This is a genomic window from Streptomyces enissocaesilis (assembly GCF_039533765.1).
GTDB lineage: Bacteria > Actinomycetota > Actinomycetes > Streptomycetales > Streptomycetaceae > Streptomyces > Streptomyces enissocaesilis.
On record NZ_BAAAUD010000036.1, the window covers coordinates 30,404 to 55,493 of the forward strand.

The following is a 25,090-nucleotide window of genomic DNA, read 5'->3' on the forward strand; positions in this document are numbered from 1 at the left end:
CGCACCGGAGCTTGCGTTTTCCGCCGCCTCCGCGATCTTCGCCACGCGAAGATCACGTACATGTGAGGCAGTTCACAAACCCGGCTGCTTCGCATCCTATGCCTGCCGGTCTGTGATCTGCGACACGGGGTACGACAACGTCTTTGTGATCTCCAACACCCGACGAAGGATCATGAAGTCGGATGAGCGGTGATCTTTATACACGAAGCACACGAGTGGTCACGAGACGTGACAAGTGAGGGTGTTACCGCTGGTCGGAGGCGTATTGCGCTATCAAGGGAGATCCGTGCAGGCAAATTCGCGATGGACACGCATCGGGTGATAGAGGACGTGCTCACCCCGGCGGGGGAGCTTCGCGTACGAATGTGGACGCGTGCACGCGTTCACGAGCGCCGACGAGCCCCGAAGGGCGCTCGATCTGTGACCTGTGTCACGCCTGACCGGCCTCCACACAAGCGGGCTTGGCCAACAGTGTGAACGGATGGTAAGCGCCCGGCAATTGGGACGTATTGCGGAAAGCCCATGATCACAGGCTTGATCGCGCATGCCCGTATTGCCCGTTACGGCGTCAATAAAGCCCGAGCGGCGCCCGATTCGGGCCGTCGCGGCGCAACTGTGGCGCAGCCCACCTTTCTTGAAGGGAACCGCGAACCCCTGATAGCGGTTGTCCCATGTCCCTCACCGCTCACATACCCAGCCACCGGAAACCCCGCCGCAGCGCCTCCAAGGTCGCGCTCCGTGCCGGAGTTGCCGGTGGCGTCCTCAGCACCATCGCGGTGGCCGGTGCTGCCGGGCCGGCGAATGCCGAGCCGGTGACCGCGACCCTCGAGATGCCCACGATCACCGCGGACCTGGCGACCACCGTCGCCGCCTCCGCCGAGGCCACCCAGCAGGTCGCGCACGCCTACGACCTCCAGGCCCAGCAGGACGCCGCCGCAGAGAAGGCCGCGAAGACCGCCAAGAAGGCCAAGGCGGACGCCGAACGCAAGGCCGAGGCCGAGCGGAAGGCCGAAGAGGCGGCCAAGAAGAAGGCCGCCGAGGAGGCAGCCGCCAAGGAAGCGGCCGCCGAGAAGGCCGAGCAGGAGCGGGCCTCGCGCGCCGCGGAGCGCACGACGCTCAGCGCCTCCGCCAGTGGCTCCGGTGTCTCCGTCGGTTCCTCCAGCTCGTCGTCGTCCTCGTCGTCGGCCTCGTCCTCCTCCTCGTCCTCCACCGCCACGGGCAGTGCGGCGGCCGTGGTCGCCTTCGCGCGCGCCCAGGTCGGTGACGCGTACGTCTCCGGCGGCACCGGCCCCAACTCGTGGGACTGCTCCGGCCTCACCCAGGCCGCGTTCCGCTCGATCGGCGTCGACCTGCCGCGCGTCTCGCAGGCCCAGTCGACCGCGGGCACCCAGGTCGGCCTGGACAACCTCCAGCCGGGCGACATCCTCTACTGGGGCGGCGCGGGCAGCGCGTACCACGTGGGCATCTACGTCGGCGGCGGCAACTTCGTCGGCGCGCAGAACTCCGGTACCGGCGTGGTCGAGCGTCCCCTGGCGTACGACATGCCGACCGGCGCGGTCCGCGTGCTCTGACCGATCTCTTCTTCCTGCGACGGAGGGCCGTCGTTCCCCGGCCCGGGAACGACGGCCCTCCGTCGTACGTGCACCCGCCACCACCACTCGCCCGATGCCTCTCGGCCCCTGCGGAACACCTCGGCAAGGCGCGCGTAACCGTCCCCGCCGTTCCCCTCCTCGACGGCCCGCTCGATCAGCGCCTGCGACAGCTCGGGCAGCCGCCCGTCGATGCCCCGGTCCCTCCCCATGTGGACCAGGTGCCCGATCGCCACGCGCTGTACGTCGGGAGTGGCGTCGTCGCCCGGGTAGTGACCGGCGTCCACCTGCCCGGTGTACGTCCCCGTGAAGCCCGTCACCGCGCTCGGCCGGCGGATCGCGACCGGGGTGAACGCCGTCGCGGCCACGCCGTCGGCGCCCGCCAGGGCCGTGGCGTGCAGCCAGCCGCTCGGCGTCGCCCGCATCGGGTCGAGCAGCGCCAGGTCGTAGAGCGCGACTTCGGTGCCCGGGTCGCGGGCCGGCCGGCCCGCCGCCTGGCCCGAGCCCAGCCGCTCCTGGAATCGACCGGCCTCTCGATCGCCCGCATCGGTGCGGAGAGCGGCCTCGGCACGGCGGCCGGTCCGCGCCGGCACTTCGCGCTCCAGGCCGGGGTCCCTCCCAGCGACTGCCGGCGCGGTTTCGCCGGACCGCGGGACCACGCGGGGCGGACTACGCGTGGGGCCTGAGGCTGTCGACCGGTGTGATGTCGGCCGCGCCGACGGTGCGGCTGTCGGTGGTCAGGCCGGCCCAGTGGGCGCCGTCGTACCCGAAGCACAGCTGAAGCCTGACGTTTGTCATGTGTTCCTGTGCAGAAAATCGTGCTGCGGGCGGAGGGCGAGCCGCAGCGGCGCGATGAGGATGGGGAAATCGAACACCCATCGTGCACGCGTGACGAAACAGGAGTGACCATGCCCCTCGCCCGCGCCAACACCCCTCGCCCGGAGCGTCGGAGACTTCGCCTGGCCGCGGTGGCCACGGCCGCCGTCCTGTCGCTCGCGGCCGTGCCGGCGCAGGCAGCCGCGCCCGCGGCGACCGCCCCCGCCGCCACCGGGTCCGGTTCGTCCGCCGCGCCGTTCGCCGGGTCCGAGCGCGGACTTGACCGGGCAGCCCTCCGGAGTTCGCTCGCGGCTTTCCACGAAGCCGGTATGTACGGGGCCTATTCCGCGGTTCGCGACGGGTCCGAGCAGTGGCGGGGAGCCGCCGGGCTGGCCGACGTGGACACCGAGCGACGGATGCGGCCCGACTTCGAGCACCGGATCGGCAGCATCACCAAGACCTTCACCGCGGTGGCCGTCCTTCAGCAGGTCCACCAGGGCCGCATCGAACTCGACGCGCCGGCCGGGCGCTACCTGCCCGAGCTGATACCCGGCGAGCGGGGACGCGAGGTGACGGTGCGCATGCTGCTCAACCACACCAGCGGCATCCCCGATTACGTGCTTCCCGCCTTCCCCGGCCTGGCCGTGGACCCGGGCAAGGAGCTCGACGAGAACCGCTTCCGCCGTCTGCGCCCGGAGCAGCTCGTCCGCCTCGGACTCGCGGCGCCGCCGGTCGTCGAGCGCGGCACGTACTCCTACGCGAACACCAACTACGTCATCGCCGGGCTGCTGCTGCGGAAGGTCACGGGCGAGGACCCGGAAACGTACATCACCCGCAACGTCGTCCGTAAGGCCGGGCTGCGGCACACCTACTTCCCGCGCTCGCCCCGCATATCCGGGCCGCACGCCAAGATGTACGAATCGATGTACGGCTACATCGAACCGGCCCGCGACTACAGCGTCTACGACATGTCCTGGGCGGGCACGGCCGGGGCGATGGTCTCGACGATGCGGGACCTCAACGACTTCTACCGCCGGCTGCTGGGCGGCAAGCTGCTCGGTCCCGACGAACTGCGCGCCATGAAGACCACCGTCCCGGTCTACGAGCCCGAGCCGGGCGAGGAGGCCGCGCTGCGCTACGGGCTGGGCATCTACACCCTGCGCATGCCCAGCGGCGGCTGGTACTGGGGCCACGACGGCGCCGTCTTCGGGGCCGGGACCTGGGCGCTCTCCACCGGGAACGGCCGCAGGCAGGTCGCCGTCGGTTACAACCTCATGAAGTACGAGCGGTTCGACGAGCAGAACAAGCCGAAGCCGGACCCGATAGGGGCGGCGCTGTTCTCGTACGTCGACGGAGCGCTCAGCGGCGTGCCGGGCAAGCCCTCGACGTCCCTCCGCCAGTCGGCGCCCGGCTCCCTGCCCCCGCTCCGGTCCCTGGTCACCCCCGAACAGCTGCGCTGACAGACCCCCGGCCGGGTCCTGTGCCGTGCGGCCGAGCGGTGACTTGCGTGTGCCGGGGTAAAGGAACGGAACCGACCGATCCAGCACCCTCACGAAGGAATCGAAGATGACGGACGACGCCTACTTGTTTCTCGCGGACGCCTCGGCCAGGCACCTGGGGGTCGCGTTGTCCGCCGTCGGCGATCTCGAATGCCTGGAGACCTCCGCCGTGCAGGCGTGGTTCGACGCCCAGGGCGTCACGGCGCACCAGGAGGACGTACGGGTACTGCCGCCCGAGGAGAACGGCTTCATTCCCGAGGGAGCCGAACGGCTGCCGGTCCCGCTCAGCGAGGAGGAGCTCGAGCGCGTCCGGCAGGCCGGTCTTCCGGAATCGAGGGCTCACCTCGAAGCTGAGCTCCTGGCTTTCCGCGACTGCGCCGACGGACGGGACGCGTTGCTCGGCAAGGCCCTGGCGGCCGGGGTCCCGCAGCACCGCATCGTGGAACTGACCGGAGTGGATCCGGCCACGCTGGCGGCGGCCACCGAAGCCTGAGCCCGGCACCGAAGCCTGCGCCGGTGTCGGTGTCGGTGTCGGCACCGTCACCGCGTCCTGGTCAGGGTGTGCGGTGCATGAGTGGGGCGGCGTACGTCGACGGGGTGTCGGGGGTACGCCGCCCTCGGGTGGGACGGACTGCGGCAGGCGCGATGCACCCGGCGATCGCCGCTTCACGCTTGGGCAGGTGTGCGAAGTCGCGCCCGCGACGCGGCTCCTGGTCGGGTGCGGACCGCTTCCCGAATCCGGGCTTGGCCATCGGATGGGCGGGCGCGTGCAGGGCGACGCGACTAAGCTGCTGAACAGCCATGAGATCGGTTCCACGATCTTGTTGGTCAGCCCCCTGTGCGGTGTTCCACCACCGCACGGGGGTCGTTTGCTGTGGCGCACGCCACACGGCAACAGCTCTGCGTGGCGACCTGATCACAAAAAGCCATCCACCCTGGCGCGCCGGACGGTTGGCGCACTACAGGGAGGGTGGGTGGGAGGAATCCCCACCCACCATTCCCGGCAAAAGGCGCTCGCACCTCGCCTCCCGAAGCTCAAGCGCCGCCGGAGCCGTCCGGTCGGCATCGGGGGCACCGGCACGGCGGGTACTCCATCGACCCGGGCGGCAGCTCCGCCCCCTCCGCCGGTTCCCCGGCCGCGTCGAGCCGGAGTACGCCGTCCGTTCCGTAGTCCGACATCAGCTCCGCGAGCTGCGCCCGCGCCTCGCTCCTCCGTGGTGCGTTCATCCCTGTTCCGCCCCTTGCCTCGCTCGATACGTCGCTTTCCGTGTCCGATCGTTGCGCTGCGTGCATACGATGGACAGGGGGCAGCGGACAACAACGGTGTTGAAACGCAGGGGAGTTCAGTGGGGAGCAAGCCGAACAAGGGCCTGGGCTTCACTCAGGGCAAGGTCGGGTGGCCGTTCTTCGGCTCCGAACTCAAGCGGCAGCGAGAAGCGGCAGGGCTCACCCAGCAGCAGCTCGGGGAACGGGTCTACGTCTCGGGGACGTACATCGGCCAGATCGAGGCCGCCATCCGCAAGCCCCAGCTCGACCTCGCGCAGCGCATCGACAGCGAGCTGGGGACGGACGGGCTCTTTGCACGCATGTGCAAGGAGCTGATCGACAGCAGCCCGCACCCCGCCTACTTCGCCGACGCTGCCGCCCTGGAGTCGGAAGCCCTCACCATCAGCGAGTACGCGCCGATGCTGGTTCCAGGGCTGCTCCAGACCGAGGAGTACGTACGGGCGTTGATGGCACCGGCTGCCGCGCTCGTCCTCGACCACGACATGGACATGTGGGCCCGAGCCCGTGCGGCGCGGGCCGCCCTGCTCGATGGCCCAACAAGGCCCGTGTTGTGGGTGGTCCTCCATGAGACCGTGTTGCGCATTCCAGTGGGCGGCCCAGAGGTGATGGCTCGCGAGCTCGCGCACATCGCCGAATTGGTTCGGCGCGGGCGCATCCTCGTCCAGGTGCTGCCCTTCGCCGCCGGGGCCCATGCCGCAAGCAGCGGCATGTTCGCAGTCATGACGTTCGACGACGCGCCGCCCGTCGCTTACTCGGAAGGGCAACACTCGGGCCAACTGCTGGACACCCCAACGCTGGTAGCCAAGTACCAGCGGTCTTACGATCCGATCCGGGCCGCCGCGCTGTCGCCGGAGGCGTCCCTGGCCCTGATCGAATCGGCGGCGGAGGACTTCGCACCATGAGCACTGCGCATGACCTGAGCGTCGCCACGTGGCGCAAGTCGTCCTACAGCAATGCCGAAGGCGGTAGCTGCGTCGAAGTGGCCGACGGCTACCCCGGCGTCATGCCCGTACGGGACAGCAAGACCCCCAGCGGCCCCGCGCTCCTCTTCGACGTGACCGCCTGGTCGTCCTTCGTCTCCGCCGTGAAGGACGACCGGCTGCCCCGCGCCACCGGAGCTGGGGTCACGAGTTCGGCGCGACCTTGGCCAGGCCGTTGATGATGCGGTCCATCGCGTCGCCGCCCGTCGGGTCGGTCAGGTTGGCCAGCATCTTCAGCGTGAACTTCATCAGCACCGGGTGCGTCAGACCGCGCTGGGTCGCGAGCTTCATGATCTTCGGGTTGCCGATGAGCTTCACGAAGGCGCGGCCCATCGTGTAGTAGCCGCCGTACGTCTCCTTGAGGATCTTCGGGTAGGCGTGGAGGGCGAGTTCGCGCTGGGCGGGGGTCGCGCGGGCGTGGGCCTGGACGATGACGTCGGCGGCGATCTGGCCCGACTCCATGGCGTACGCGATGCCCTCGCCGTTGAACGGGTTGACCATGCCGCCCGCGTCACCGACGAGGAGCAGGCCCTTGGTGTAGTGCGGCTGCCGGTTGAACGCCATCGGGAGCGCGGCGCCGCGGATCGGCATCGTCATGTTGTCCGGGGTGTAGCCCCACTCCTCCGGCATCGACGCGCACCACGCCTTGAGGACCTCGCGCCAGTCCAGCTCCTTGAACGCCTTGGAGGAGTTGAGGATGCCGAGACCGACGTTGGACGTGCCGTCGCCCATGCCGAAGATCCAGCCGTAGCCGGGCAGCAGGCGGTCCTGCGGGCCCCGGCGGTCCCACAGCTCCAGCCAGGACTCCAGGTAGTCGTCGTCGTGGCGCGGGGAGGTGAAGTACGTACGGACCGCCACGCCCATCGGGCGGTCCTCGCGGCGGTGCAGGCCCATGGCGAGGGACAGGCGGGTGGAATTGCCGTCGGCGGCGACGACCAGCGGGGCGTGGAAGGTGACCGGGGTCTTCTCCTCGCCGAGCTTGGCGTTGACGCCGGTGATCCGGCCCGTGCGGGGGTCGAGGACCGGCTCGCCGACGTTGCAGCGCTCGTGCAGGCGGGCGCCCGCCTTCTGGGCCTGGCGGGCGAGCTGCTCGTCGAAGTCGTCGCGCTTGCGGACGAGTCCGTAGTCCGGGTACGAGGCCAGGTCCGGCCAGTCGAGCTGGAGGCGTACGCCGCCGCCGATGATGCGCAGGCCCTTGTTGCGCAGCCAGCCCGCCTCTTCGGAGATGTCGATGCCCATCGAGACCAGCTGCTTGGTGGCGCGCGGGGTCAGGCCGTCGCCGCAGACCTTCTCGCGCGGGAACGCGGTCTTCTCGAGGAGCAGGACGTCGAGTCCGGCCTTCGCCAGGTAGTAGGCGGTCGTGGAGCCGGCGGGTCCGGCCCCGACGACGATCACATCTGCGGTGTGCTCGGAGAGGGGCTCGGTCACGGCGGGATCTCCCGTAAGACTCGACGTCGCGTGCCCGGGGGCACAGGTCGAAGGCAGTCTATTGGGGCGTACCGAGCGCCCTTCCGAAGGGTCGGCGGGTCAGTCGAGGGTCCAGGTGGCCAGCGCGGTGTCGAAGGTCTCGCGGGCGTACCGCCAGTCGCGGTCCCGTGCCTTGGTGTAGATCGAGTAGTCGGTGCCGTTCTCCGCGATGTAGCCCTGGTCGATCGCGTGCAGGGTCTCGCCCGTCTGCTGGTCCGTGAACGTGTACTCCCAGATCGCGCCCGGCCGGCCCTGGAAGGTGTTCCGCTCCAGGCGCAGGCGCCGGAAGTCCTTCTGGTTCGCCTTGGCCTTCTCCTCGATGGTCAGGAAGTTCTGGTACGAGGAGGCGTACGGGGGGTCGGAGACGACGCCGATGAGCAGGTGCTCCATTCCGGTGGAGCCGGCGTAGGTGATCTGGCCGCGGTCGGCGCTCTGGCGGGACCAGACCTCCGGTACGGCGAGGGAGAAACCGGCCGGGTCCGCCACCCTCCGGTAACCGGCGGGCACTCCGGAGGGGGCCGGCGGGGCGGAGGTCGCGGACGGGCTCGGCGTGGTTGCGGCCTCCGGCGCCGAGGGGGACGGGGACGCGGTGGGGGACGTGGGGGCGCTGGGGGTTCCGGTCGCCGGTCCGGTGGGGCCGTCGCTCGCCACCACCACGGACTTGTCGTCCTGCGACTGCCGCTCGGTGGTGTTCCTGCCGCCGTCGTTGAACAGCAGCACACCGGCGGTGGCACCGCCGCCGACGACGAAGGCGGCGGTGAGCGTTCCGGCCCAGAGGAGCGCGCGGCTCCGGGGCTTCGGGGCGGGCGCGGGTGCGGGGACGAGGGTGGGAGTGGAGGCGGGGGTGGGCGCGGGAGGGGGAGGGGGGTACACCGGGTGCGGCTTCGGGGCGGTGGCCGCCGTCGCCGTCGTCATCGCGGCCAGGGCCTCGGGCGGAACGTATCCGGGCGGGGCCGGCGGGGCCGGTGCGGCCTGCTGAACCGGCTGGGCCGGTGAGACCGGCGGGACGGGCGGGACCCCCGGCGCCGTGTCCGTCCGTCCGCCCCGCACCCGTGGCAGGTACGGCGCGGCCAGCACCGCCCCGCCCACCCACAGCAGCCCGAAGAGCAGCGCGTACGCCAGGTTCGGCGCGACCTCCACCGCGCCCCGCGCACCGCCGAGGCCGCCGATCCCGCCCGCGATGTCGGCGGACACCCCGGTGAATCCGGTGCACAGCAGGTACAGGCCGAGGAAGAAGGCCCCGGCCAGCACGTGTTCGCGCCGCTCGGCCGAGCGGCGGGCCGTCCACAGCGCCAGTACGAGCGCGCACACCAGCCCCAGTGCCAGCGCGCCCGTCACCGCCCAGCCGTTGTGCGCCTCGCCCAGCTCGGACAGGCCGAAACTGCCGTGCTGGAGGCCGCCGCCGAAGTAACCGACCTGGCCCTGGAGGTCGTACTCCACCGGTACGCCCCAGCTCGCCCCGAGCACCAGCAGTCCCATGTTCGGCAGTACCGGCAGTGCGAACAGCAACGCCTCGCCGTCGACGCCCTCGGTACTCGCGTACACGACGAAGCCGACGACCGTGCAGAGCACGAGCGCGGAGCCGAGCGCCCGCAGTGCCGTCCCGAGCGCGCGTACGGCCGCCTCCGCAGCGGGCCACCGCGCCGGCCACCGCGCGAGGCCGTCGCGCCGGAACACACCGGCGGTGACGGCGAGCGAGAGCACCAGCGCACCGAGGGCGGCGAGCAGCGGCGACGACGCGACCTCGACGCCCGCGATCGACGGCCGGGCGAACAGGCCGAGGACCAGCACACCGGCGGTGGCGAGGAGGGTGGTGCGGACGGCCGCTTCGAGACCTGCCGTACGCCCCTGCTCGTGCGCTGCCACGCCTGCGCGCAGCTTCCGTGCGCCGATGAGGTGCGCGCCGATCCACAGGGCGGTGACGGTCAGCGGTACGAGGGAGATCTCCGCGCCGCCCGCCGGGGCGAACGGGGAGTCCGGAGAGCCGAAGTCCCCGCCCCCGGCACCGAACTGCGAGGGTCCGGCGCTGCGCACCTCGAAGCCGCCGCCGAACGCCTGGAGCAGCAGGGCGAGCGCGATGCGCAACCGGTCGCTCCAGCCGACCGCGACGTCTCCGCCACTGCCACTGCCGCCGCTGTCACCGCCGCCGCTGTCGTCCTGTCCGTACGACGGGACGGCCAGCGCGACCGCCAGGGCGAGCAGCAGCCCGAGCGGCCAGGCGGCGGCCTTCGCCGCGGACGCCCAGTCGCCCCGGAAGGCGCGGCCGAGGAACTGCCCGAGGGGCGAGGGCGTCGCGGGACCCGGTGCGTACGCGGGCGGCGGGGGCGGGGGCGGGGGCGACTCGCCTCCGACGGGCGGGCGTTCGTGCCCGCAGCTCATGCAGTAGCGGGCTTCGTCGGGGCCCGGGGTTCCGCAGTTCGGGCAGTGCAGCGGCATGGGGACTCCGGATGCGGGGAGGGCGGGGTGAGCGGGAAGCGGGGAGGAACGGAGGAAGAGCGGTTCCCGTGTGAACTGACTCATCTTCCCCGCCGGGCGGTTCCCGGCAAGGGGGTTCCCGGCAAGGGCCGGTCGCCCGAGCCGGTCGCCCCCGGGACCGTGTTCTAGAAGACCGACAGTCCCGTCAGTGTCGTGAACCGGTCCAGCGCCGCGACGCCCGCCACCGAGTTGCCGCGCTCGTCCAGACCCGGGCTCCAGACGCACAGCGTGCACCGCCCCGGAACGACCGCGACGATCCCGCCGCCCACCCCGCTCTTGCCCGGCAGCCCGACCCGGTGGGCGAACTCGCCGGCCGCGTCGTACGTACCGCAGGTGAGCATCACGGCGTTGATCTGCTTGGCCTCGCTGCGCGTCAGCAGGCGCGAGCCGTCGGCGCGCAGCCCGTGGCGGGCCAGGAAGCGGGCCGCCAGCGCCAGGTCGGCGCAGCTCATCTCGATCGCGCACTGCCAGAAGTAGTGGTCGAGGAGGGTGGGGACGGGGTTGGTGATGTTGCCGTACGAGGCCATGAAGTGGGCCAGGGCCGCATTGCGGTCGCCGTGCGCGGACTCCGACCCGGCGACCTCCGGGTCGAAGGCCAGGCCGGGGTTTCCGCTCTCCTCGCGCAGGAACTCCAGGAGTTCGCTGCTCGCGTCGCCGGTCAGGGTCTGGAGGCGGTCGGTGACGACGAGCGCGCCGGCGTTGATGAACGGGTTGCGCGGGATGCCGTTCTCGTACTCCAGCTGGACCAGGGAGTTGAAGGGGTTGCCGGACGGCTCGCGGCCGACGTGCTCCCACAGGTCGTCGCCGCCCGTGGCCAGGACCAGCGCGAGCGTGAAGACCTTGGTGATCGACTGGGTGGAGAAGGGGCGCTGCCAGTCCCCGACCCCGTACACCTTCCCGTCGACGTCCGCGACGGCCATGCCGAAGCGGCGCGGGTCGACGGCGGCGAGCGCCGGGATGTACTCGGCGGTCCTGCCGCCGCCGACCTGCGGTGCGATGTCCTCCGCGATCCGCTCCAGGACCGCCTGGTAGTCCACGGGAGGTCTACCGGGGCTTCGTACCGCGGTGCAGGGCGACGACTCCGCCCGTCAGGTTGCGCCACGCGACCTTCGACCAGCCCGCCCGCTGGAGCCGGGACGCCAGCGCCGGCTGGTCGGGCCACTCGCGGATGGACTCGGCGAGGTAGACGTACGCGTCGGGGTTCGACGAGACGGCGGTCGCGACCGGCGGCAGCGCCCGCATCAGGTACTCCATGTACACGGTCCGGAAGGGCGCCCAGGCCGGGTGCGAGAACTCGCAGATCACGACCTGCCCGCCGGGCTTGGTCACGCGGTACAGCTCGCGCAGCGCGGCGTCGGTGTCCTGGATGTTGCGCAGGCCGAAGGAGATGGTGACCGTGTCGAAGGTGTCGTCCCGGAACGGCAGTTCCGTCCCGTCGCCCGCGGTGAAGGGCATCCACGGGTGACGCCGCTTGCCGACCCGCAGCATGCCGATCGAGAAGTCGCAGGGCACGACGTACGCACCGGCCCGCGCGAAGGGCTGCGAGGAGGTGGCGGTTCCGGCGGCCAGGTCCAGGATCTTCTGGGCCGGACGGGCGTCCACCGCCCTGGCGACCTCCTTGCGCCAGATCCGGTCCTGTCCGAGGGACAGGACGTCATTGGTGAGGTCGTAGCGTTCCGCCACTTCGTCGAACATCGAGGCGACTTCGGCGGGCTTCTTGTTCAGGGATGCGCGGGTCACGCCGCCCATTGTGCCGGGCCCGCCCGGCGCGGGCGGAGCGGGCCCGGTCATCGGCGGCGCGGGCGTGTTCCTCGGCGGCGGATGCGGTCACCGGTGGCACGGGTGTGGTCATCGCCGGCACGGGTGCGGTCCTCACCGCCGCCGGTGCACCAGCCGTCCGCCCAGGACCGTCGCGACGCACGTCCCGGTCCCCCGCGCGCGCAGCGCCGCCTCGTCCGGCACGTCGAAGACGGCGAGGTCGGCGCGGGAGCCGACGGCGAGCGGGTGCGCGACCACGGAAGCCAGCGGTGCGCCCCCGGCCAGCGGGTCCAGCCCCGCACCGGAGGCCGTCGCCGGGGCGTCGTCCGCCACCCCGCCCCCGACCGCGAGGCCGGCCCGCCGCACCGCCTGGCGGACGGCCGCGATCCCGAGCGGACCGGTGACGGCGACCACCCCGTGGGCCAGGAGTTTCTGGGTGCAGCGGCGGGCGCTGTTGCCCCGGCGGGCCTCGGTCATGCGCAGCGCGGCGAGGGCGTCACCGGTGAGGGGGCCCGGGCCGAGCGCGTCGGACTCGCCCGGGTCTTCGGGGAAATAGGCGTGCTCCAGCAGGAAGCCGCCGCGGTCGTTGCGCAGCCCCGGAGTGAGGACTCCGGGCCAGCGGCGGACCCGGGCCGCCGGCCGGGCGGCGGCCACGTCCTCGTACGGGCCGAGTGCGACGACCGTCGTACCGTCGACGGCGACCGCGCCCCGGGCGATCGGCTCCGCGCCGACCGGGACGACCAGGTCGGCGGCGTGGATCGTCAGCAACTCGACCCCGTCAGCTCGCGCTGAGGATCTTCAGCTCGGGGTGCGCGGTGCCGCCCTCGATGGCCGTCGACGAGAGGTGCGAGACGACGTGGTCGTCGACCGGGTCGTTCGCCGGGGCGTCGTGCACCACGATGTGCTCGTACGTCGTCGTGCGCTGCGCGGGCACGCGGCCGGACCTGCGGATGAGGTCGATGATCTCCATCCGGTTGGACCGGTGCCTGGCCCCGGCGGACGAGACGACGTTCTCCTCCAGCATGATCGAACCGAGGTCGTCCGCGCCGTAGTGCAGCGACAGCTGGCCGACCTCCTTGCCGACCGTCAGCCAGGAGCCCTGGATGTGCGCGACGTTGTCGAGGAAGAGGCGGGCGACGGCGATCAGGCGCAGGTACTCGAAGAGCGTGGCCTGCGTACGGCCCTTCAGCGCGTTGTTCTGCGGCTGGTAGGTGTACGGGATGAAGGCGCGGAAGCCGCCCGTCCGGTCCTGTACGTCACGGATCATGCTCAGGTGCTCGATGCGCTCGGCGTTGGTCTCGCCCGTGCCCATGAGCATCGTCGACGTCGACTCGACGCCGAGGCGGTGCGCGAGCTCCATGATCTCCAGCCAGCGCTCGCCGGACTCCTTGAGCGGCGCGATGGCCTTGCGCGGCCGCTCGGGCAGCAGCTCGGCGCCGGCGCCGGCGAAGGAGTCGAGTCCGGCGGCGTGGATGCGGCGGACGGCCTCCTCGGCGCTCACGCCCGAGATGCGGGCCATGTGCTCGACCTCGGAGGCGCCGAGGGAGTGGATGACGAGCTGCGGGAACGCCGCCTTGATCGCGGCGAAGTGCTCCTCGTAGTACTCGACGCCGTAGTCCGGGTGGTGACCGCCCTGGAACATGATCTGCGTACCGCCGAGCTCGACGGTCTCCGCGCAGCGCCGCAGGATGTCGTCGAGGTCGCGGGTCCACACCTTGTCGCTCTTGGGGGCGGCGTAGAAGGCACAGAACTTGCACGCGGTGACGCACGAGTTCGTGTAGTTGATGTTGCGCTCGATGATGTACGTCGCGATGTGCTCCGTACCGGCGTAGCGACGGCGGCGCACGGCGTCCGCGGCCTGGCCCAGGGCGTGCAGCGGCGCGGAGCGGTAGAGGTCGAGGGCCTCTTCCGGGGTGATCCGCCCACCCTCGGCAGCGCGGTCGAGGACGGCTGTGAGGTCGGCCTTCTCAGTCACCGGAGTGTCCCTTTCGGCAGGGTGTGGACGGACCGGCCCAGCCTACGCCAGCCGTACGGACGCGCAGCGGGCGCCCGCGTCGGGCGGCCCCTCCCCCCGTACCGCACGGCCGGCTGCGTGCCGCGCCGGCGGCCCGGGGGCGGCGGCGGTCAGCCGAGCAGTTCGACCGTGACGTCGGCCGGGTACCCGGTGTCCGGTCCGGTCCGGCGCGCGAACTCCCGTACGCCCGCCAGCTGGTCGGGACCGAAGCGGAAGTCCAGCGTCGTGAAGTAGCGCTCCAGCAGTTCCGCGTCGAAGACCTCCCAGCGGGCGGCCTGCTCGGCGACCTCGCTCACCTCGTCCAGGGACAGGTCGCGGGAGGTCAGGAACGCCTCGTGGACCTTCTTCACGACGTCCGGCTCACGCGCGAGGTAGTCCTTGCGCGCCGCCCACACCGCGAAGACGAACGGCAGCCCCGTCCACTCCTTCCACATCTGGCCCAGGTCGTGGACCTGGAGCCCGAGCCGGGGCGCATCGTGCAGCGAGGCGCGCAGCGCCGCGTCGCCGATCAGCACGGCCGCGTCCGCCTCCTGCATCATGACGCCGAGGTCGGGCGGACACGTGTAGTAGTCGGGCTGTACGCCGTACTGCTCGGCCAGCAGCAGCTGCGCCAGGCGCACCGACGTGCGCGAGGTCGAACCGAGCGCGACCCGGGCCTTGTCGAGCCGGGCCAGCGGCACCTGGGAAACGATCACGCACGACATGACGGGGCCGTCGCAGCCGACCGCGAGGTCGGGGAAGGCGACGAGATCGTCGGCGTTGCGGAGGAACTCCACCAGGGTGACGGGCGCGATGTCGAGATCGCCGCGCACCAGTTGCTCGCTGAGCCGCTCAGGGGTGTCCTTCGACAGCTGGAAGTCGAGAAGCGCTCCGGTACGGGCCAGCCCCCAGTACAGGGGCAGGCAGTTCAGGAACTGGATGTGGCCGACACGTGGCCGGCTGCGACGGTGGTCGGCAGCAGTTGAATTGTCCACATCGCGAGGCTAGACCTGTCTGCCGCACCGGCCGACGCCGGGGTCCGGGCCCCTTCGGAAGGGCTCCGGAAGATCCTGGGGGGGCTCCGGGGAATTCCGGGAGAAGCCGCGGAAGGTCTCCGGCCGGGCCCCGGAAAGGCGCCACCGAACGGGCCCCGACCGGCTCGTCCAAACTTCCGGAGGGCGTGATCTTTCCCTCTTCCACTCGCCTCGGGGTGCATGCTACGCTCGCCGCAAGTTGCAGTTTGGTTTCCCTTGCAGTACAGAGCCTGCGGAGCATGTAACCCGCAGGCTTTTGTAGTTTTCAGACTTCTTTGCAGGTTCTGGAGCAGGGCAACCCTTTGGCCCATAGGAGGGCTCATGGCTACCGGAACCGTCAAGTGGTTCAACGCTGAAAAGGGCTTCGGCTTCATCGCCCAGGACGGCGGCGGCCCGGATGTCTTTGTCCACTACTCCGCGATCAACGCGTCTGGTTTCCGTTCCCTCGAGGAGAACCAGGTCGTGAACTTCGACGTCACGCAGGGCCCGAAGGGCCCGCAGGCGGAGAACGTCACCCCGGTCTAGTTGCCCGGGCCGACCGGATCGCGGTCGAAGGAGCAGTACCCAAGGAGCCCCGTTCCGCGAGGAACGGGGCTCCTGCCTGCGTGCGGCTCACTCGCCGCTACGGGCATAGGGTCGTGGATCATGGATATCGATATCGTGATGGCCCTCCTCGTCGTCGCTCTCGTCGCGCTGCTGGTCTCGGTCAACGAGCACGAACTCAGGCGCACCCACCACAGGGTTGCCCGGCTGGAGCAGAAGATCGACCTCGTCATGGAGCAGTTGGGCATCCACGAACCCGACCCGGCGATGGATCGGGTCGCCGCGCTCGTGCGGGAGGGGAAGAAGATCCAGGCGATCAAGCTCTACCGCGAAACCACGGGCAGCGACCTGCTGACGGCCAAGAACGCGGTCGACCGCATGGAGTCCCAGGTCTGATCTCGCGACGCCCGCTGGGAGCGCGAGGCCGGCTACACGGCCGGTACGTGGTCCCAGGGCGCCGGGCCGGTTCCGTCGGCCCACGCGGTGAGTGCCTGGTGGTCGACGCAGAGTATCCCGCACTGGTCCGCGTACTCCGCCGCCGGTTCGGTGAACTCTCCCGTGGTCACGACAGCGGCGACCTGGGCGCCGTGGACGGCGTAGCACGTGCCGCCGAAACGTTGGACGTCCTGCGAGCCGACCTTGTTCGCCGGTCCGTAGCGCTTGCACTGGATGACGACGCACCGCCCGTCCGGAGTCGTCGCGATGACGTCGGCGCCGAGGTCCCCGGCGCCGCCGACGACCTGGACCTCCACGCAGCCGTCCCGCTCGCACAGTTCGGCGATCGACCGCTCGAAGGTGTCCGGGTCCATGGCCGCGTAGTCCACGGACGCGGCTTCGGCGGGCGCGGGTTCGGCGGGTTCGGTTTCGACGGGTTGCGCTTCGGTGTACTGGACTTCGGCGTACTGGACTTCGGCCCTGCCCCGGGCCGCCTCCACGGCGTCGACGCCCGCGACGGCGGCGGGGCCGGGGCCCCGTCGGCGGCGACGGCCGCCCCGGACCACCGCCGCGGCCACGACGCCGAGAGCCACCGTCGCCAGGACGGCCGCCGGCAGGTTGTCGCCCTCCCCCAGCGCCGCCTTGAAGGTGAGTCCGACACCACACACGACGATGACGACCAGACCGAGGCCGAACGCGATCTCGCGGAGCCGGAAAGCGGGACCGCGCCGTGCGGTGCGGCTCCGGCGGGTGGGTATCGGCATCTGCGTCGGCTCCGTCCTCCGTACGACCTCTTCAAGATCGCTCTGGTTTCCGTATGCCCCGCCCGGCCGGATTCAACGGCTCCCGGGCGAGCACACGGCGCACCCCGCCCCACGCCGAAGTGCCCCCGGCGCGGGGCGCGTCGGGGGCACTTCGGCGGTCAGGTTCCGGCAGCGCGGTTACGCGGTGACCGGCACGGCGGCCTTCTGCTCGGTCTCGCGCACGTCGTACTCGTCGACCGGCGAGGACGAGGCCGAGTTGTACGCGTCGTGGTCGAGGATCTTCTCCCGGGCCGCGACGACGACCGGCACCAGGGCCTGGCCCGCGACGTTCGTCGCGGTCCGCATCATGTCCAGGATCGGGTCGATCGCCATCAGCAGGCCCACGCCCTCCAGCGGGAGGCCCAGCGTCGACAGGGTGAGGGTCAGCATGACCGTCGCGCCCGTCAGACCGGCGGTGGCCGCCGAGCCGATGACCGAGACGAAGGCGATCAGCAGGTAGTCCTGGATGCCGAGCTGTACGTCGAAGATCTGCGCGATGAAGATCGCGGCCAGCGCCGGGTAGATCGCGGCGCAGCCGTCCATCTTGGTCGTCGCGCCGAACGGCACGGCGAAGGACGCGTACTCCTTCGGAACGCCGAGGCGCTCGGTGACCCGCTGGGTGACCGGCATGGTGCCGACCGAGGAGCGGGAGACGAAGGCCAGCTGGATGGCCGGCCAGGCGCCCTTGAAGAACTGGAGCGGGTTGACCTTGGCGACCGTGACGAGGAGCAGCGGGTAGACGCCGAACAGCACGAGGGCGCAGCCGATGTAGACGTCGGCGGTGAAGGTCGCGTACTTGCTGATCAGGTCCCAGCCGTAGTCGGCGATGGCGAAGCCGATGAGGCCGACGGTGCCGAGGGGCGCGAGGCGGATGACCCACCACAGGGCCTTCTGGAGCAGTTCCAGGACCGAAGCGCTGAGCTTGAGGATCGGCTCGGCCTTCTCGCCGAGCTGGAGGGCCGCGATACCGGCGACGGCGGCCATGAAGACGATCTGGAGCACGTTCAGCTCGGTGAACGGCGTGATGACGTCGGTCGGCACGATGCCGGTCAGGAAGTCGATCCAGGAGCCGGAGCCCTCGGGCTTCTTGCCGTCCTTCGGCGTCAGGCCCGTACCGGCGCCCGGGTTGGTGAGCAGGCCGATCGCGAGGCCGATGGCGACCGCGATCAGTGACGTGATCATGAACCAGAGCAGCGTGCGCGAGGCCAGCCTGGCGGCGTTGTTGACCTTGCGCAGGTTGGTGATCGACACCAGGATCGCGAAGAAGACCAGCGGCGCGACGGCCAGCTTCAGCAGCTGGATGAAGATGCCGCCGACCTGCTCCAGCGTCGTCTTGAGCCAGCCGATGTCCTGGCTGCGCGCGAGCCAGCCGAGCAGGACACCGAGGACCAGACCGGTGATGATCTGGGCCCAGAAGGGGAACTTGTCGGATATTCGGAAGCGGGGCTTCCGGCCCTCGGGCTTGATCGCGGAGTTCGCGGACACGGACACACTCCGTTGCTTACGTATGGGGATACGGGGACGGTGGTGCGGCGGCCGTGAGCTGTACGTGGAACCGGAGCTGTGGGCGTCGCCGCTGCGTGAAGTCGCTTCTGATGTCAGACGTGGCGGCGACAGGCCGCGGACATGCAGCGGCAGAGATCGACATGCAGACGCGCCACCAGCACGAGCGGAACGCCCGTGGCAGGGGAGTGCGCGGCTGATGTCTTCATGCCGAACACGTTAACACTTGTACTTTGAGAACATCAAAGCTGTTCTTTGGGCACGCGCGCCCCGGACCCGGCCCGGAAAACGCCGCCACCCCGGCCCCGGACAGATGTCCGGGGCCGGGGTGGCGGGAAGTGTGACGTACCTTACGCGGCCCTTACCGGGTCAGGCCGTCCTCCTGGCTGCGGTTCGACTCCAGCTTGGCCTTCACGCTGTCCACCCGCTCGACGATCCGCTCGGACATCGCGTCGCGCTGCTTGCGCAGCAGCACGAAGCTGAGCGGCGCGGAGACGACGATGGCGAGCATGAGCACCCACAGCAGGTTGGAGTCGCCCAGGCCGGCCGGGAGCACGCCGAAGTGGACCAGGCCCCAGATGACGAAGAAGCAGCCCACGAAGACGCCAAGGCGCATCGCGGTGTAGCGAATCGTTGCGTGCCTGGTGTTCACGGGGACCTTCTTCTCAGCGGCAACCTAAAGGGTCCCCACCAGTCAAGCACAGAGGTCCGAGGCTCCTGCCGGGCCCCTGCCCTTCCCGGCGTTCCTCCGGCATTCCTGTCATTCCAGCGGCAGCAGCATGACGATGTCGTCGCGGTCGTCGCCCGGTGCGACCCGGATCGCGCCGGGCACCCGCCCGACCTCCTTGTAGCCGCAGGAGGCGTAGAACCGGTCGGCTCCGGTGCCGCCGCGGCAGGTCAGCCGTATCGCCTCGATCCCCTCGAAGGACCGCGCCGCCCCGGCGGCCGCCGCCATCAGCTCGCGGCCGTACCCCTTGCCCTGGTGGCGCGGGTGGACCATCACCGTGTAGAGCCAGATCCAGTGGGTCATCAGCCGGTGCGTGTTGTACGTGAGGAACGCAGTGGCGGCGACGGCGCCCTCCTCGTCGTACCCGACGAGCAGCCGGGTACGGCCCTCGCTCACGGCGGCGAGGTGCTTGACCCACTCGGGCCGGATGTCGTCGACGGTGACGGGCGGTACGAATCCGACGGCGCCGCCCGCGTTGGAGACGTCCGTCCACAGGGACAGGACACCGTCGCGCAGGCGGGGGCCGATCCGCGGATCGAGTTCGAAGGTCAGCGGCATGCCCTCGACGATAAACGGCCAGGCCCGGCGCCCGGACGGGCCGTCCGCGAGCCGGACACCGGCCCCTCGCGCGGTGTTTCAGACCCGCATCGCCTGCGGCGACTCGCGGCGGTCCGCGTCCGGTCCCGGGTACTCGCGGATGATCTCGTACCGCGTGTTCCGCTCCACCGGGCGGAAGCCCGCGTCCCGGATCAGCTCCAGCAGGTCCTCGCGGCCGAGCTTGTTCGGCGTGCCGTAGTTGTCCGCGTCGTGCGTGATCTTGTACTCGACGACCGAGCCGTCCATGTCGTCCGCGCCGTGCTGGAGCGCGAGCTGCGAGGTCTGCACGCCGTGCATGACCCAGAAGACCTTGACGTGCGGGACGTTGTCGAAGAGCAGCCGCGAGACCGCGAAGGTCTTCAGTACGTCGGCGCCGCTCGCCATCGTCGTACGGGCCTGAAGACGGTTGCGGATCTTGCCGTCCTTCATGTCCTCGAAGTCGTGCTGGTAGCGCAGCGGGATGAAGACCTGGAAACCGCCGGTCTCGTCCTGGAGCTCGCGCAGCCGCAGCACGTGGTCCACGCGGTGGCGCGGCTCCTCGATGTGCCCGTACAGCATCGTCGCCGGGGTCTTGAGCCCCTTCTCGTGCGCGAGGCGGTGGATGCGCGACCAGTCCTCCCAGTGGGTGCGGTGGTCGACGATGTGCTGGCGGACCTCCCAGTCGAAGATCTCGGCCCCGCCGCCGGTCAGCGACTCCAGGCCGGCCTCGATGAGCTCGTCCAGGATCTCCGAGGCCGTCATGCCCGACACGGTCTCGAAGTGGTGGATCTCGGTCGCCGTGAAGGCCTTCAGCGAGACGTTCGGCAGGGCCTTCTTCAGCTCGCTCAGGGAGCGCGGGTAGTAGCGCCACGGGAGGCTGGGGTGGAGGCCGTTGACGATGTGCAGCTCGGTGAGGTTCTCGTTCTCCATCGCCTTGGCGAGCTTGACGGCTTCCTCGATGCGCATCGTGTACGCGTCCTTCTCGCCCGGCTTGCGCTGGAACGAGCAGTACGCGCACGACGCGGTGCACACGTTCGTCATGTTGAGGTGACGGTTGACGTTGAAGTGGACGACGTCGCCGTTCTTGCGCGTGCGCACCTCGTGGGCGAGGCCGCCCAGCCAGGCCAGGTCGTCGGACTCGTAGAGAGCGATGCCGTCCTCGCGGGTCAGCCGCTCACCCGCCCGGACCTTCTGCTCCAGCTCGCGCTTGAGTCCCGCGTCCATTTCCGGCCGCCTCCCATGTGTGTACGAATCAGGCTCAGAACACGGTACTCCCCCGCCCTTCGGGCGGGGCGACCCCCATGGACGCTCCGCGTCAGGCTTCCTCCGGCAGCTCCCCGACCCGGTTCTCCCACTTCGTGGAGAGCACGATCGTCGTACGGGTGCGCGAGACGCCCCGCGTGCCGGACAGCCGCCGGATCGTCTTCTCCAGGCCGTCCACGTCCCCCGCCCGGATCTTGAGCATGTACGAGTCGTCGCCCGCGATGAACCAGCAGTCCTCGATCTCCTCGAGATCGCGCAGCCTGCGCGCCACGTCCTCGTGGTCCGCCGCGTCCGAGAGCGAGATGCCGATCAGCGCGGTGACGCCGAGGCCGAGCGACTTCGCGTCGACCGTCGCGCGGTAGCCGGTGATGACACCGGCCGCCTCCAGACGGTTGATGCGGTCGGTGACGCTGGGCCCCGAGAGCCCGACGAGCCGGCCGAGTTCGGCGTACGAGGCCCTGCCGTTCTCTCTGAGAGCCTGGATGAGCTGCCTGTCCACGGCGTCCATATGCCTGAAGCCTTCCATTGTTCAGCAATACCGCGAGTTTATGTATGCAATCTAAGGCGTGCAGTGCTCAACGCCCATCATCTTTCCGGGAGCCCCCGAGCTCCCCCTCCCAGCGGCGGTACAACCCGTGCGGCACCCCGGCCGCGTCCAGCACCCGCCCCGCGACGAAGTCCACCAGATCCTGGATGTGCGTCGCTCCCGCGTAGAACGCCGGGGAGGCGGGCATCACCACGGCTCCCGCCTCGTCCAGCGCCACCATGTGCTTGAGGGTCTGGCCGCTCAGCGGCGTCTCCCGCACCGCGACCACGAGCCTGCGCCGCTCCTTGAGCGTCACGCTCGCCACCCGTTGCAGCAGGTCCTTCGACAGCCCCAGCGCCACCCCGGCCACGCTCGCCGTCGAGGCCGGCACCACGAGCATCCCCTTGGCCGGGTACGAACCCGACGAGGGTCCGGCGGCGAGGTCCCCGGCCGCCCAGTACCGCACGTCGCCCACATCGGCGGCGAACGTGTCCGGCCTGCCGTCCGCGCCGCGCGCCAGCCACGTCCGCAGGTCCTCCTGCCAGTGGGCGTCCCGGAACGCGATGCCCGTCTCGTCGAGCAGTGTCAGGCGCGAGGCCCGGCTGACCACCAGGTCCACGCTCTCGCCCGCGTCCAGCAGGCCGCGCAGCACGGCGGCGGCGTACGGCGTGCCCGACGCCCCGGACACCCCTACGACCCATGGCCGGCGCGGCTGCTGACTGCGTGTATGTCCTGACTCCACGTGCCCGACCTTATCCGGGCTCCCCCGGACGGAACCGAGTCAGGTGCCCGGGACGTTCCACCGACAGGGCCACACGTACCGCAGGGGGACGCCATGCCACCGACCACCGCCGAACAGAGCCGGAACCGGAGCCGGGGGCACCGGGTGAAGGCCGCCGCCGCGCTGATGCTCGGCTGGGTCGCGCTGCTGTGGGTCCTGGAGGCGCTGGACGCCGCGACGGGCGCGCTGAACCCGTACGGGCTGAGCCCGCGCGACGTCGGCGAGCTGCGCGACGTACTCCCGATGTCGTTCCTGCACCACGGCTTCGACCATGTCGCCTCGAACACCGTCCCGCTGCTGGTCCTCGGCTTCCTCGCCGCCCTGAGCGGCATACGCCGCTTCGTGGGCGTCGTCCTGGTCGTCGTGCTCGTCAGCGGCCTGGGGGTCTGGCTCACCGCCCCCGACCACTCCAACACGGCGGGCGCGTCGGGCGTCGTCTTCGGCCTCTTCGGCTACCTGCTGGTCCGCGGCTTCGTCGACCGCAGCGCGCTGGACGTCGTGACCGGCCTGGTGGTGGCCGCGGTCTACGGCTCGATCCTGTGGGGTGTCCTCCCGGCCCAGGCCGACGTCAGCTGGCAGGGCCACCTCTTCGGCCTGGCCGGCGGCGTGCTCGCCGCGTTCCTGTTCCGGCGGCGGACGTCCCCCACGGGCCCCGCGCGCCTCACACCGTGAGGCCGCGCACCAGCAGATCGAGCAGCGCGCACCCGAACAGGGCGATCCCGATGAAGCCGTTCGTCGAGAAGAACGCCCGGTCGAGGCGGGACAGGTCGTGCGGCTTGACGATCGTGTGCTCGTAGAGGAAGGCCACGGTCACTGTCGCCAGGCCGGCCCAGAAGAACGCCCCCGCGTCGGTGGCCAGCGCGTACCAGACCAGCAGGACGGTCGTCACCGCGTGGCAGGCCCGCGCCCCGTACAGCGCGGCCGGGACACCGAAACGGGCCGGCACGGACTTCACTCCGTGCGCGCGGTCCGCCTGGACGTCCTGGGTGGCGAAGATCAGGTCGAAGCCGCCGATCCAGATGCCGACCGCGAGGCCCAGGACCACCGCGTCCCAGGACCACTCCCCCGTGATCGCCAGCCAGGCTCCGACGGGGCCCATGGCCTGGGCGAGGCCCAGGATGGCGTGCGGGAAGTCCGTGAAGCGCTTCCCGTACGGATAGACCACCATCGGGACGACCGCGATCGGCGCCAGCGCCAGGCACAGCGGGTTCAGCGCGGCCGCGGCGCCGAGAAAGACCGCGACAGCGACGAGCGCGCCGGTCCAGGCGGACCTGACCGAGACCGCGCCCGTCACCAGCTCGCGGCCCGCGGTGCGCGGGTTACGGGCGTCCAGCTCCCGGTCGATGATCCGGTTGCACGCCATCGCGAACGTGCGCAGCCCGACCATGGCAAGGGTGACGAGCAGCAGCTTGCCCCAGTGGATGTTCCGGTCCAGCTGGAACATCGCGGTGAGCGCGGCGATGTAGGCGAAGGGCAGCGCGAAGACCGAGTGCTCGATCATCACGAGCCGCAGGAACGCCCTGACCCTGCCGACCTGCGGAACCGCGGCCGCCGCGCTGCTCACAGTCCGTACTCCTTCCAGCGCCTCGACACCCGTTCGGAGGTCCCGGGGTCGGACTCGACCATGTTCGGCCAGCCCCCGTCCCGGGTGTAGCCCTCCTCGGGCAGCTTCTTCGTCGCGTCGATGCCCGCCTTGCCGCCCCAGAACTGCTGGTACGACGCGTGATCCAGATGGTCCACCGGGCCCTCGACCACCGTGAGGTCGCGGGAGTAGTCGACGTTCCCCAGCGCCCGCCAGGCCACCTCGTGGTAGTTGTGCACGTCGCAGTCCTTGTCGACCACGATGATCAGCTTCTCCAGCGAGAGCATGTGCGCGCCCCAGATGGCGTGCATGACCTTCTGCGCGTGCTTCGGGTACTTCTTGTCGATGGCCACGATGACGCAGTTGTGGAAACCGCCCGCCTCCGGCAGGTGGTAGTCCACGATGTCCGGAACGATGATCTTGAGCAGCGGCAGGAAGAAGCTCTCCGTGGCCCGCCCCAGCGGCCCGTCCTCCGTGGGCGGCCGCCCCACCACGATCGACTGGAGCAGCGGACGCCGCCGCATCGTGATCGTGTCGATCGTCAGCGCCGGGAAGTCCTCCTGCGGCGTGTAGAACCCGGTGTGATCGCCGAAGGGCCCCTCCGGCAGCATCTTCCCGGGCTCCAGCCACCCCTCCAGCACGACCTCGGCCTGGGCCGGGACCTGGAGCGGAACCGTCTTGCAGTCGACCATCTCCACCCGCTTCCCCGACAGGAAGCCCGCGAAGAGGTACTCGTCGATGTCGCCCGGCAGCGGAGCCGTCGAGGCGTACGTCACGGCCGGCGGCGCACCGAAGGCGATCGCGACCGGCAGCCGCTCACCGCGCCGGGCCGCCACCTGGTAGTGGTTCCGGCTGTCCTTGTGGATCTGCCAGTGCATCCCGATCGTGCGCTTGTCATGGCGCTGGAGCCGGTACAGCCCCAGGTTCCTGATGCCCGACTCCGGGTCCTTGGTGTGCGTGAGCCCCAGATTGAAGAAGGACCCGCCGTCCTCGGGCCAGGTGAACAGGGCGGGCAGCGCGTCCAGATCGACGTCGTCGCCCGTCAGCACGACCTCCTGCACCGGCGCCGCATCGGACTTGACCTTCTTCGGCGGCACGTGCGCCATCGAACCGAGCTTGCCGAACGCCTCCCGCACCCCCACGAAACCCTGCGGGAGCTCGGGCTTCAGCAACCCGCCGATCTTGTCCCGGATGTCGTCGTACGACTTCAGGCCGAGCGCCTTGAGCAGCCGGCGGTCGGTCCCGAAGACGTTCATCGCCAGGGGCATCGACGAGCCCTTGACGTTCTCGAAGAGGAGCGCCGGACCACCCGCCTTGTTCACCCGGTCGACGATCTCCCCGACCTCCAGGTACGGATCGACTTCGGCCTTGATGCGCTTGAGGTCGCCCTCGCGCTCCAGCGCCCGGAGCAGGGAGCGAAGATCGTCGTAAGCCATGCGGTCCAGTATCCGGT

Annotated in this window: 28 protein-coding genes; 8 read left to right on the top strand and 20 right to left on the bottom strand. The window is 70.6% G+C overall.

Annotation, left to right across the window (positions count from 1 at the left end; translation table 11 throughout):
- Positions 1–671: 671 nt before the first annotated feature.
- Positions 672–1,571 carry a C40 family peptidase gene (locus ABD374_RS17455; protein WP_344496193.1) on the top strand — a complete coding sequence of 300 codons (900 nt, stop codon included), beginning with the start codon at positions 672–674 and terminating at the stop codon, positions 1,569–1,571.
- On the opposite strand, the gene ABD374_RS17460 is transcribed toward ABD374_RS17455, so the two are convergent.
- Positions 1,466–2,182, bottom strand: coding sequence for an imine reductase family protein (locus tag ABD374_RS17460; protein ID WP_344496195.1), 717 nt, complete (start codon positions 2,180–2,182; stop codon positions 1,466–1,468). The genes ABD374_RS17455 and ABD374_RS17460 overlap by 106 nt on opposite strands.
- Before the next feature lie 76 nt (positions 2,183–2,258).
- Positions 2,259–2,387, bottom strand: coding sequence for a hypothetical protein (locus tag ABD374_RS17465; RefSeq protein WP_344496197.1), 129 nt, complete (start codon positions 2,385–2,387; stop codon positions 2,259–2,261).
- Positions 2,388–2,497: 110 nt separating this feature from the next.
- On the opposite strand from ABD374_RS17465, the gene ABD374_RS17470 reads away from it, so the two are divergent.
- Together ABD374_RS17470 and ABD374_RS17475 are read left to right on the top strand one after the other, a co-directional pair.
- Positions 2,498–3,865, top strand: coding sequence for a serine hydrolase domain-containing protein (locus ABD374_RS17470; protein WP_344496199.1), 1,368 nt, complete (start codon positions 2,498–2,500; stop codon positions 3,863–3,865).
- Between the two features lie 106 nt (positions 3,866–3,971).
- Complete coding sequence (locus ABD374_RS17475; protein WP_344496201.1) at positions 3,972–4,397, top strand: DUF6003 family protein; 426 nt, start codon at positions 3,972–3,974, stop codon at positions 4,395–4,397.
- Positions 4,398–4,458: 61 nt separating this feature from the next.
- Here the strand turns inward: ABD374_RS17475 and ABD374_RS17480 are convergent, their stop codons facing one another.
- Positions 4,459–4,707: a hypothetical protein gene (locus tag ABD374_RS17480; RefSeq protein ID WP_344496332.1), complete on the bottom strand. Its 249-nt coding sequence runs from the start codon at positions 4,705–4,707 to the stop codon at positions 4,459–4,461.
- A gap of 232 nt (positions 4,708–4,939) precedes the next feature.
- Positions 4,940–5,131: a hypothetical protein gene (locus ABD374_RS17485; RefSeq protein ID WP_344496203.1), complete on the bottom strand. Its 192-nt coding sequence runs from the start codon at positions 5,129–5,131 to the stop codon at positions 4,940–4,942.
- A gap of 119 nt (positions 5,132–5,250) precedes the next feature.
- Between ABD374_RS17485 and ABD374_RS17490 the strand changes: the two genes are divergently transcribed.
- Positions 5,251–6,093 carry a helix-turn-helix domain-containing protein gene (locus tag ABD374_RS17490; RefSeq protein ID WP_344496206.1) on the top strand — a complete coding sequence of 281 codons (843 nt, stop codon included), beginning with the start codon at positions 5,251–5,253 and terminating at the stop codon, positions 6,091–6,093.
- Positions 6,090–6,350 carry a DUF397 domain-containing protein gene (locus ABD374_RS17495; protein WP_344496208.1) on the top strand — a complete coding sequence of 87 codons (261 nt, stop codon included), beginning with the start codon at positions 6,090–6,092 and terminating at the stop codon, positions 6,348–6,350. The genes ABD374_RS17490 and ABD374_RS17495 overlap by 4 nt, the downstream gene beginning before the upstream one ends.
- On the opposite strand, the gene ABD374_RS17500 is transcribed toward ABD374_RS17495, so the two are convergent.
- The 7 genes from ABD374_RS17500 to ABD374_RS17530 all read right to left on the bottom strand — a co-directional run bounded on the left by ABD374_RS17500 (position 6,316) and on the right by ABD374_RS17530 (position 14,859).
- Positions 6,316–7,599, bottom strand: coding sequence for a geranylgeranyl reductase family protein (locus ABD374_RS17500; protein WP_344496210.1), 1,284 nt, complete (start codon positions 7,597–7,599; stop codon positions 6,316–6,318). The two genes, ABD374_RS17495 and ABD374_RS17500, sit on opposite strands and share 35 nt — an antisense overlap.
- Before the next feature lie 99 nt (positions 7,600–7,698).
- Positions 7,699–10,074, bottom strand: a complete 2,376-nt coding sequence (locus tag ABD374_RS17505) for a zinc-ribbon domain-containing protein (protein WP_344496212.1) — start codon at positions 10,072–10,074, stop codon at positions 7,699–7,701.
- A gap of 164 nt (positions 10,075–10,238) precedes the next feature.
- Positions 10,239–11,150, bottom strand: a complete 912-nt coding sequence (locus ABD374_RS17510; protein ID WP_344496214.1) for a glutaminase — start codon at positions 11,148–11,150, stop codon at positions 10,239–10,241.
- Between the two features lie 7 nt (positions 11,151–11,157).
- Positions 11,158–11,853, bottom strand: coding sequence for a demethylmenaquinone methyltransferase (locus ABD374_RS17515; protein WP_344496216.1), 696 nt, complete (start codon positions 11,851–11,853; stop codon positions 11,158–11,160).
- A gap of 132 nt (positions 11,854–11,985) precedes the next feature.
- On the bottom strand, positions 11,986–12,639 hold the full coding sequence (locus tag ABD374_RS17520) for a hypothetical protein (RefSeq protein ID WP_344496218.1): 654 nt from the start codon (positions 12,637–12,639) through the stop codon (positions 11,986–11,988).
- Positions 12,640–12,649: 10 nt separating this feature from the next.
- A complete protein-coding gene (gene mqnC, locus ABD374_RS17525) occupies positions 12,650–13,846 on the bottom strand; it encodes a cyclic dehypoxanthinyl futalosine synthase (protein ID WP_344496220.1) in 1,197 nt (398 codons plus the stop codon).
- A 149-nt stretch (positions 13,847–13,995) separates the two neighbouring features.
- Positions 13,996–14,859, bottom strand: coding sequence for a menaquinone biosynthetic enzyme MqnA/MqnD family protein (locus ABD374_RS17530; protein ID WP_344496222.1), 864 nt, complete (start codon positions 14,857–14,859; stop codon positions 13,996–13,998).
- A 360-nt stretch (positions 14,860–15,219) separates the two neighbouring features.
- Between ABD374_RS17530 and ABD374_RS17535 the strand changes: the two genes are divergently transcribed.
- Positions 15,220–15,423, top strand: a complete 204-nt coding sequence (locus ABD374_RS17535) for a cold-shock protein (protein WP_327176284.1) — start codon at positions 15,220–15,222, stop codon at positions 15,421–15,423.
- A gap of 120 nt (positions 15,424–15,543) precedes the next feature.
- Positions 15,544–15,837, top strand: a complete 294-nt coding sequence (locus tag ABD374_RS17540) for a hypothetical protein (protein ID WP_344496226.1) — start codon at positions 15,544–15,546, stop codon at positions 15,835–15,837.
- A gap of 32 nt (positions 15,838–15,869) precedes the next feature.
- Here ABD374_RS17540 and ABD374_RS17545 read toward each other — a convergent pair whose 3' ends face one another.
- The 7 genes from ABD374_RS17545 to ABD374_RS17575 all read right to left on the bottom strand — a co-directional run bounded on the left by ABD374_RS17545 (position 15,870) and on the right by ABD374_RS17575 (position 22,016).
- Positions 15,870–16,640 carry a restriction endonuclease gene (locus ABD374_RS17545; RefSeq protein ID WP_344496228.1) on the bottom strand — a complete coding sequence of 257 codons (771 nt, stop codon included), beginning with the start codon at positions 16,638–16,640 and terminating at the stop codon, positions 15,870–15,872.
- 177 nt (positions 16,641–16,817) lie between these two features.
- Positions 16,818–18,164, bottom strand: a complete 1,347-nt coding sequence (locus ABD374_RS17550; protein ID WP_344496230.1) for a dicarboxylate/amino acid:cation symporter — start codon at positions 18,162–18,164, stop codon at positions 16,818–16,820.
- A gap of 379 nt (positions 18,165–18,543) precedes the next feature.
- Positions 18,544–18,798 (bottom strand): DUF4229 domain-containing protein, encoded by a 255-nt coding sequence (locus ABD374_RS17555; RefSeq protein WP_425577261.1) that lies wholly within the window; start codon positions 18,796–18,798, stop codon positions 18,544–18,546.
- A gap of 144 nt (positions 18,799–18,942) precedes the next feature.
- Positions 18,943–19,467, bottom strand: a complete 525-nt coding sequence (locus ABD374_RS17560) for a GNAT family N-acetyltransferase (protein ID WP_344496234.1) — start codon at positions 19,465–19,467, stop codon at positions 18,943–18,945.
- Positions 19,468–19,545: 78 nt separating this feature from the next.
- Positions 19,546–20,709 (bottom strand): aminofutalosine synthase MqnE, encoded by a 1,164-nt coding sequence (gene mqnE, locus ABD374_RS17565; RefSeq protein WP_344496236.1) that lies wholly within the window; start codon positions 20,707–20,709, stop codon positions 19,546–19,548.
- A gap of 91 nt (positions 20,710–20,800) precedes the next feature.
- Positions 20,801–21,256, bottom strand: coding sequence for an Lrp/AsnC family transcriptional regulator (locus ABD374_RS17570; protein WP_344496238.1), 456 nt, complete (start codon positions 21,254–21,256; stop codon positions 20,801–20,803).
- A gap of 67 nt (positions 21,257–21,323) precedes the next feature.
- Complete coding sequence (locus ABD374_RS17575; RefSeq protein ID WP_344496240.1) at positions 21,324–22,016, bottom strand: UbiX family flavin prenyltransferase; 693 nt, start codon at positions 22,014–22,016, stop codon at positions 21,324–21,326.
- A gap of 93 nt (positions 22,017–22,109) precedes the next feature.
- On the opposite strand from ABD374_RS17575, the gene ABD374_RS17580 reads away from it, so the two are divergent.
- Positions 22,110–22,727 carry a rhomboid family intramembrane serine protease gene (locus tag ABD374_RS17580; RefSeq protein WP_425577259.1) on the top strand — a complete coding sequence of 206 codons (618 nt, stop codon included), beginning with the start codon at positions 22,110–22,112 and terminating at the stop codon, positions 22,725–22,727.
- Here ABD374_RS17580 and mqnP read toward each other — a convergent pair.
- Both mqnP and ABD374_RS17590 read right to left on the bottom strand, forming a co-directional pair.
- On the bottom strand, positions 22,717–23,619 hold the full coding sequence (gene mqnP / locus ABD374_RS17585) for a menaquinone biosynthesis prenyltransferase MqnP (protein ID WP_344496242.1): 903 nt from the start codon (positions 23,617–23,619) through the stop codon (positions 22,717–22,719). The two genes, ABD374_RS17580 and mqnP, sit on opposite strands and share 11 nt — an antisense overlap.
- Positions 23,616–25,073 carry a menaquinone biosynthesis decarboxylase gene (locus ABD374_RS17590; protein WP_344496244.1) on the bottom strand — a complete coding sequence of 486 codons (1,458 nt, stop codon included), beginning with the start codon at positions 25,071–25,073 and terminating at the stop codon, positions 23,616–23,618. The genes mqnP and ABD374_RS17590 overlap by 4 nt, the downstream gene beginning before the upstream one ends.
- Positions 25,074–25,090: the final 17 nt, after the last annotated feature.

Excerpts from the sequence above, each read along its gene's own strand:
- ABD374_RS17455 (WP_344496193.1), top strand. The coding sequence starts at position 672 with ATGTCCCTCACCGCTCACATACCCAGCCACCGGAAACCCCGCCGCAGC.
- ABD374_RS17465 (WP_344496197.1), bottom strand. The coding sequence starts at position 2,387 with ATGACAAACGTCAGGCTTCAGCTGTGCTTCGGGTACGACGGCGCCCAC.
- ABD374_RS17470 (WP_344496199.1), top strand. The coding sequence starts at position 2,498 with ATGCCCCTCGCCCGCGCCAACACCCCTCGCCCGGAGCGTCGGAGACTT.
- ABD374_RS17475 (WP_344496201.1), top strand. The coding sequence starts at position 3,972 with ATGACGGACGACGCCTACTTGTTTCTCGCGGACGCCTCGGCCAGGCAC.
- ABD374_RS17480 (WP_344496332.1), bottom strand. The coding sequence starts at position 4,707 with ATGGCTGTTCAGCAGCTTAGTCGCGTCGCCCTGCACGCGCCCGCCCAT.
- ABD374_RS17485 (WP_344496203.1), bottom strand. The coding sequence starts at position 5,131 with ATGAACGCACCACGGAGGAGCGAGGCGCGGGCGCAGCTCGCGGAGCTG.
- ABD374_RS17495 (WP_344496208.1), top strand. The coding sequence starts at position 6,090 with ATGAGCACTGCGCATGACCTGAGCGTCGCCACGTGGCGCAAGTCGTCC.
- ABD374_RS17505 (WP_344496212.1), bottom strand. The coding sequence starts at position 10,074 with ATGCCGCTGCACTGCCCGAACTGCGGAACCCCGGGCCCCGACGAAGCC.
- ABD374_RS17535 (WP_327176284.1), top strand. The coding sequence starts at position 15,220 with ATGGCTACCGGAACCGTCAAGTGGTTCAACGCTGAAAAGGGCTTCGGC.
- ABD374_RS17540 (WP_344496226.1), top strand. The coding sequence starts at position 15,544 with ATGGATATCGATATCGTGATGGCCCTCCTCGTCGTCGCTCTCGTCGCG.
- ABD374_RS17545 (WP_344496228.1), bottom strand. The coding sequence starts at position 16,640 with ATGCCGATACCCACCCGCCGGAGCCGCACCGCACGGCGCGGTCCCGCT.
- ABD374_RS17555 (WP_425577261.1), bottom strand. The coding sequence starts at position 18,798 with ATGCGCCTTGGCGTCTTCGTGGGCTGCTTCTTCGTCATCTGGGGCCTG.
- ABD374_RS17560 (WP_344496234.1), bottom strand. The coding sequence starts at position 19,467 with ATGCCGCTGACCTTCGAACTCGATCCGCGGATCGGCCCCCGCCTGCGC.
- mqnE (WP_344496236.1), bottom strand. The coding sequence starts at position 20,709 with ATGGACGCGGGACTCAAGCGCGAGCTGGAGCAGAAGGTCCGGGCGGGT.
- ABD374_RS17570 (WP_344496238.1), bottom strand. The coding sequence starts at position 21,256 with ATGGACGCCGTGGACAGGCAGCTCATCCAGGCTCTCAGAGAGAACGGC.
- ABD374_RS17580 (WP_425577259.1), top strand. The coding sequence starts at position 22,110 with ATGCCACCGACCACCGCCGAACAGAGCCGGAACCGGAGCCGGGGGCAC.
- ABD374_RS17590 (WP_344496244.1), bottom strand. The coding sequence starts at position 25,073 with ATGGCTTACGACGATCTTCGCTCCCTGCTCCGGGCGCTGGAGCGCGAG.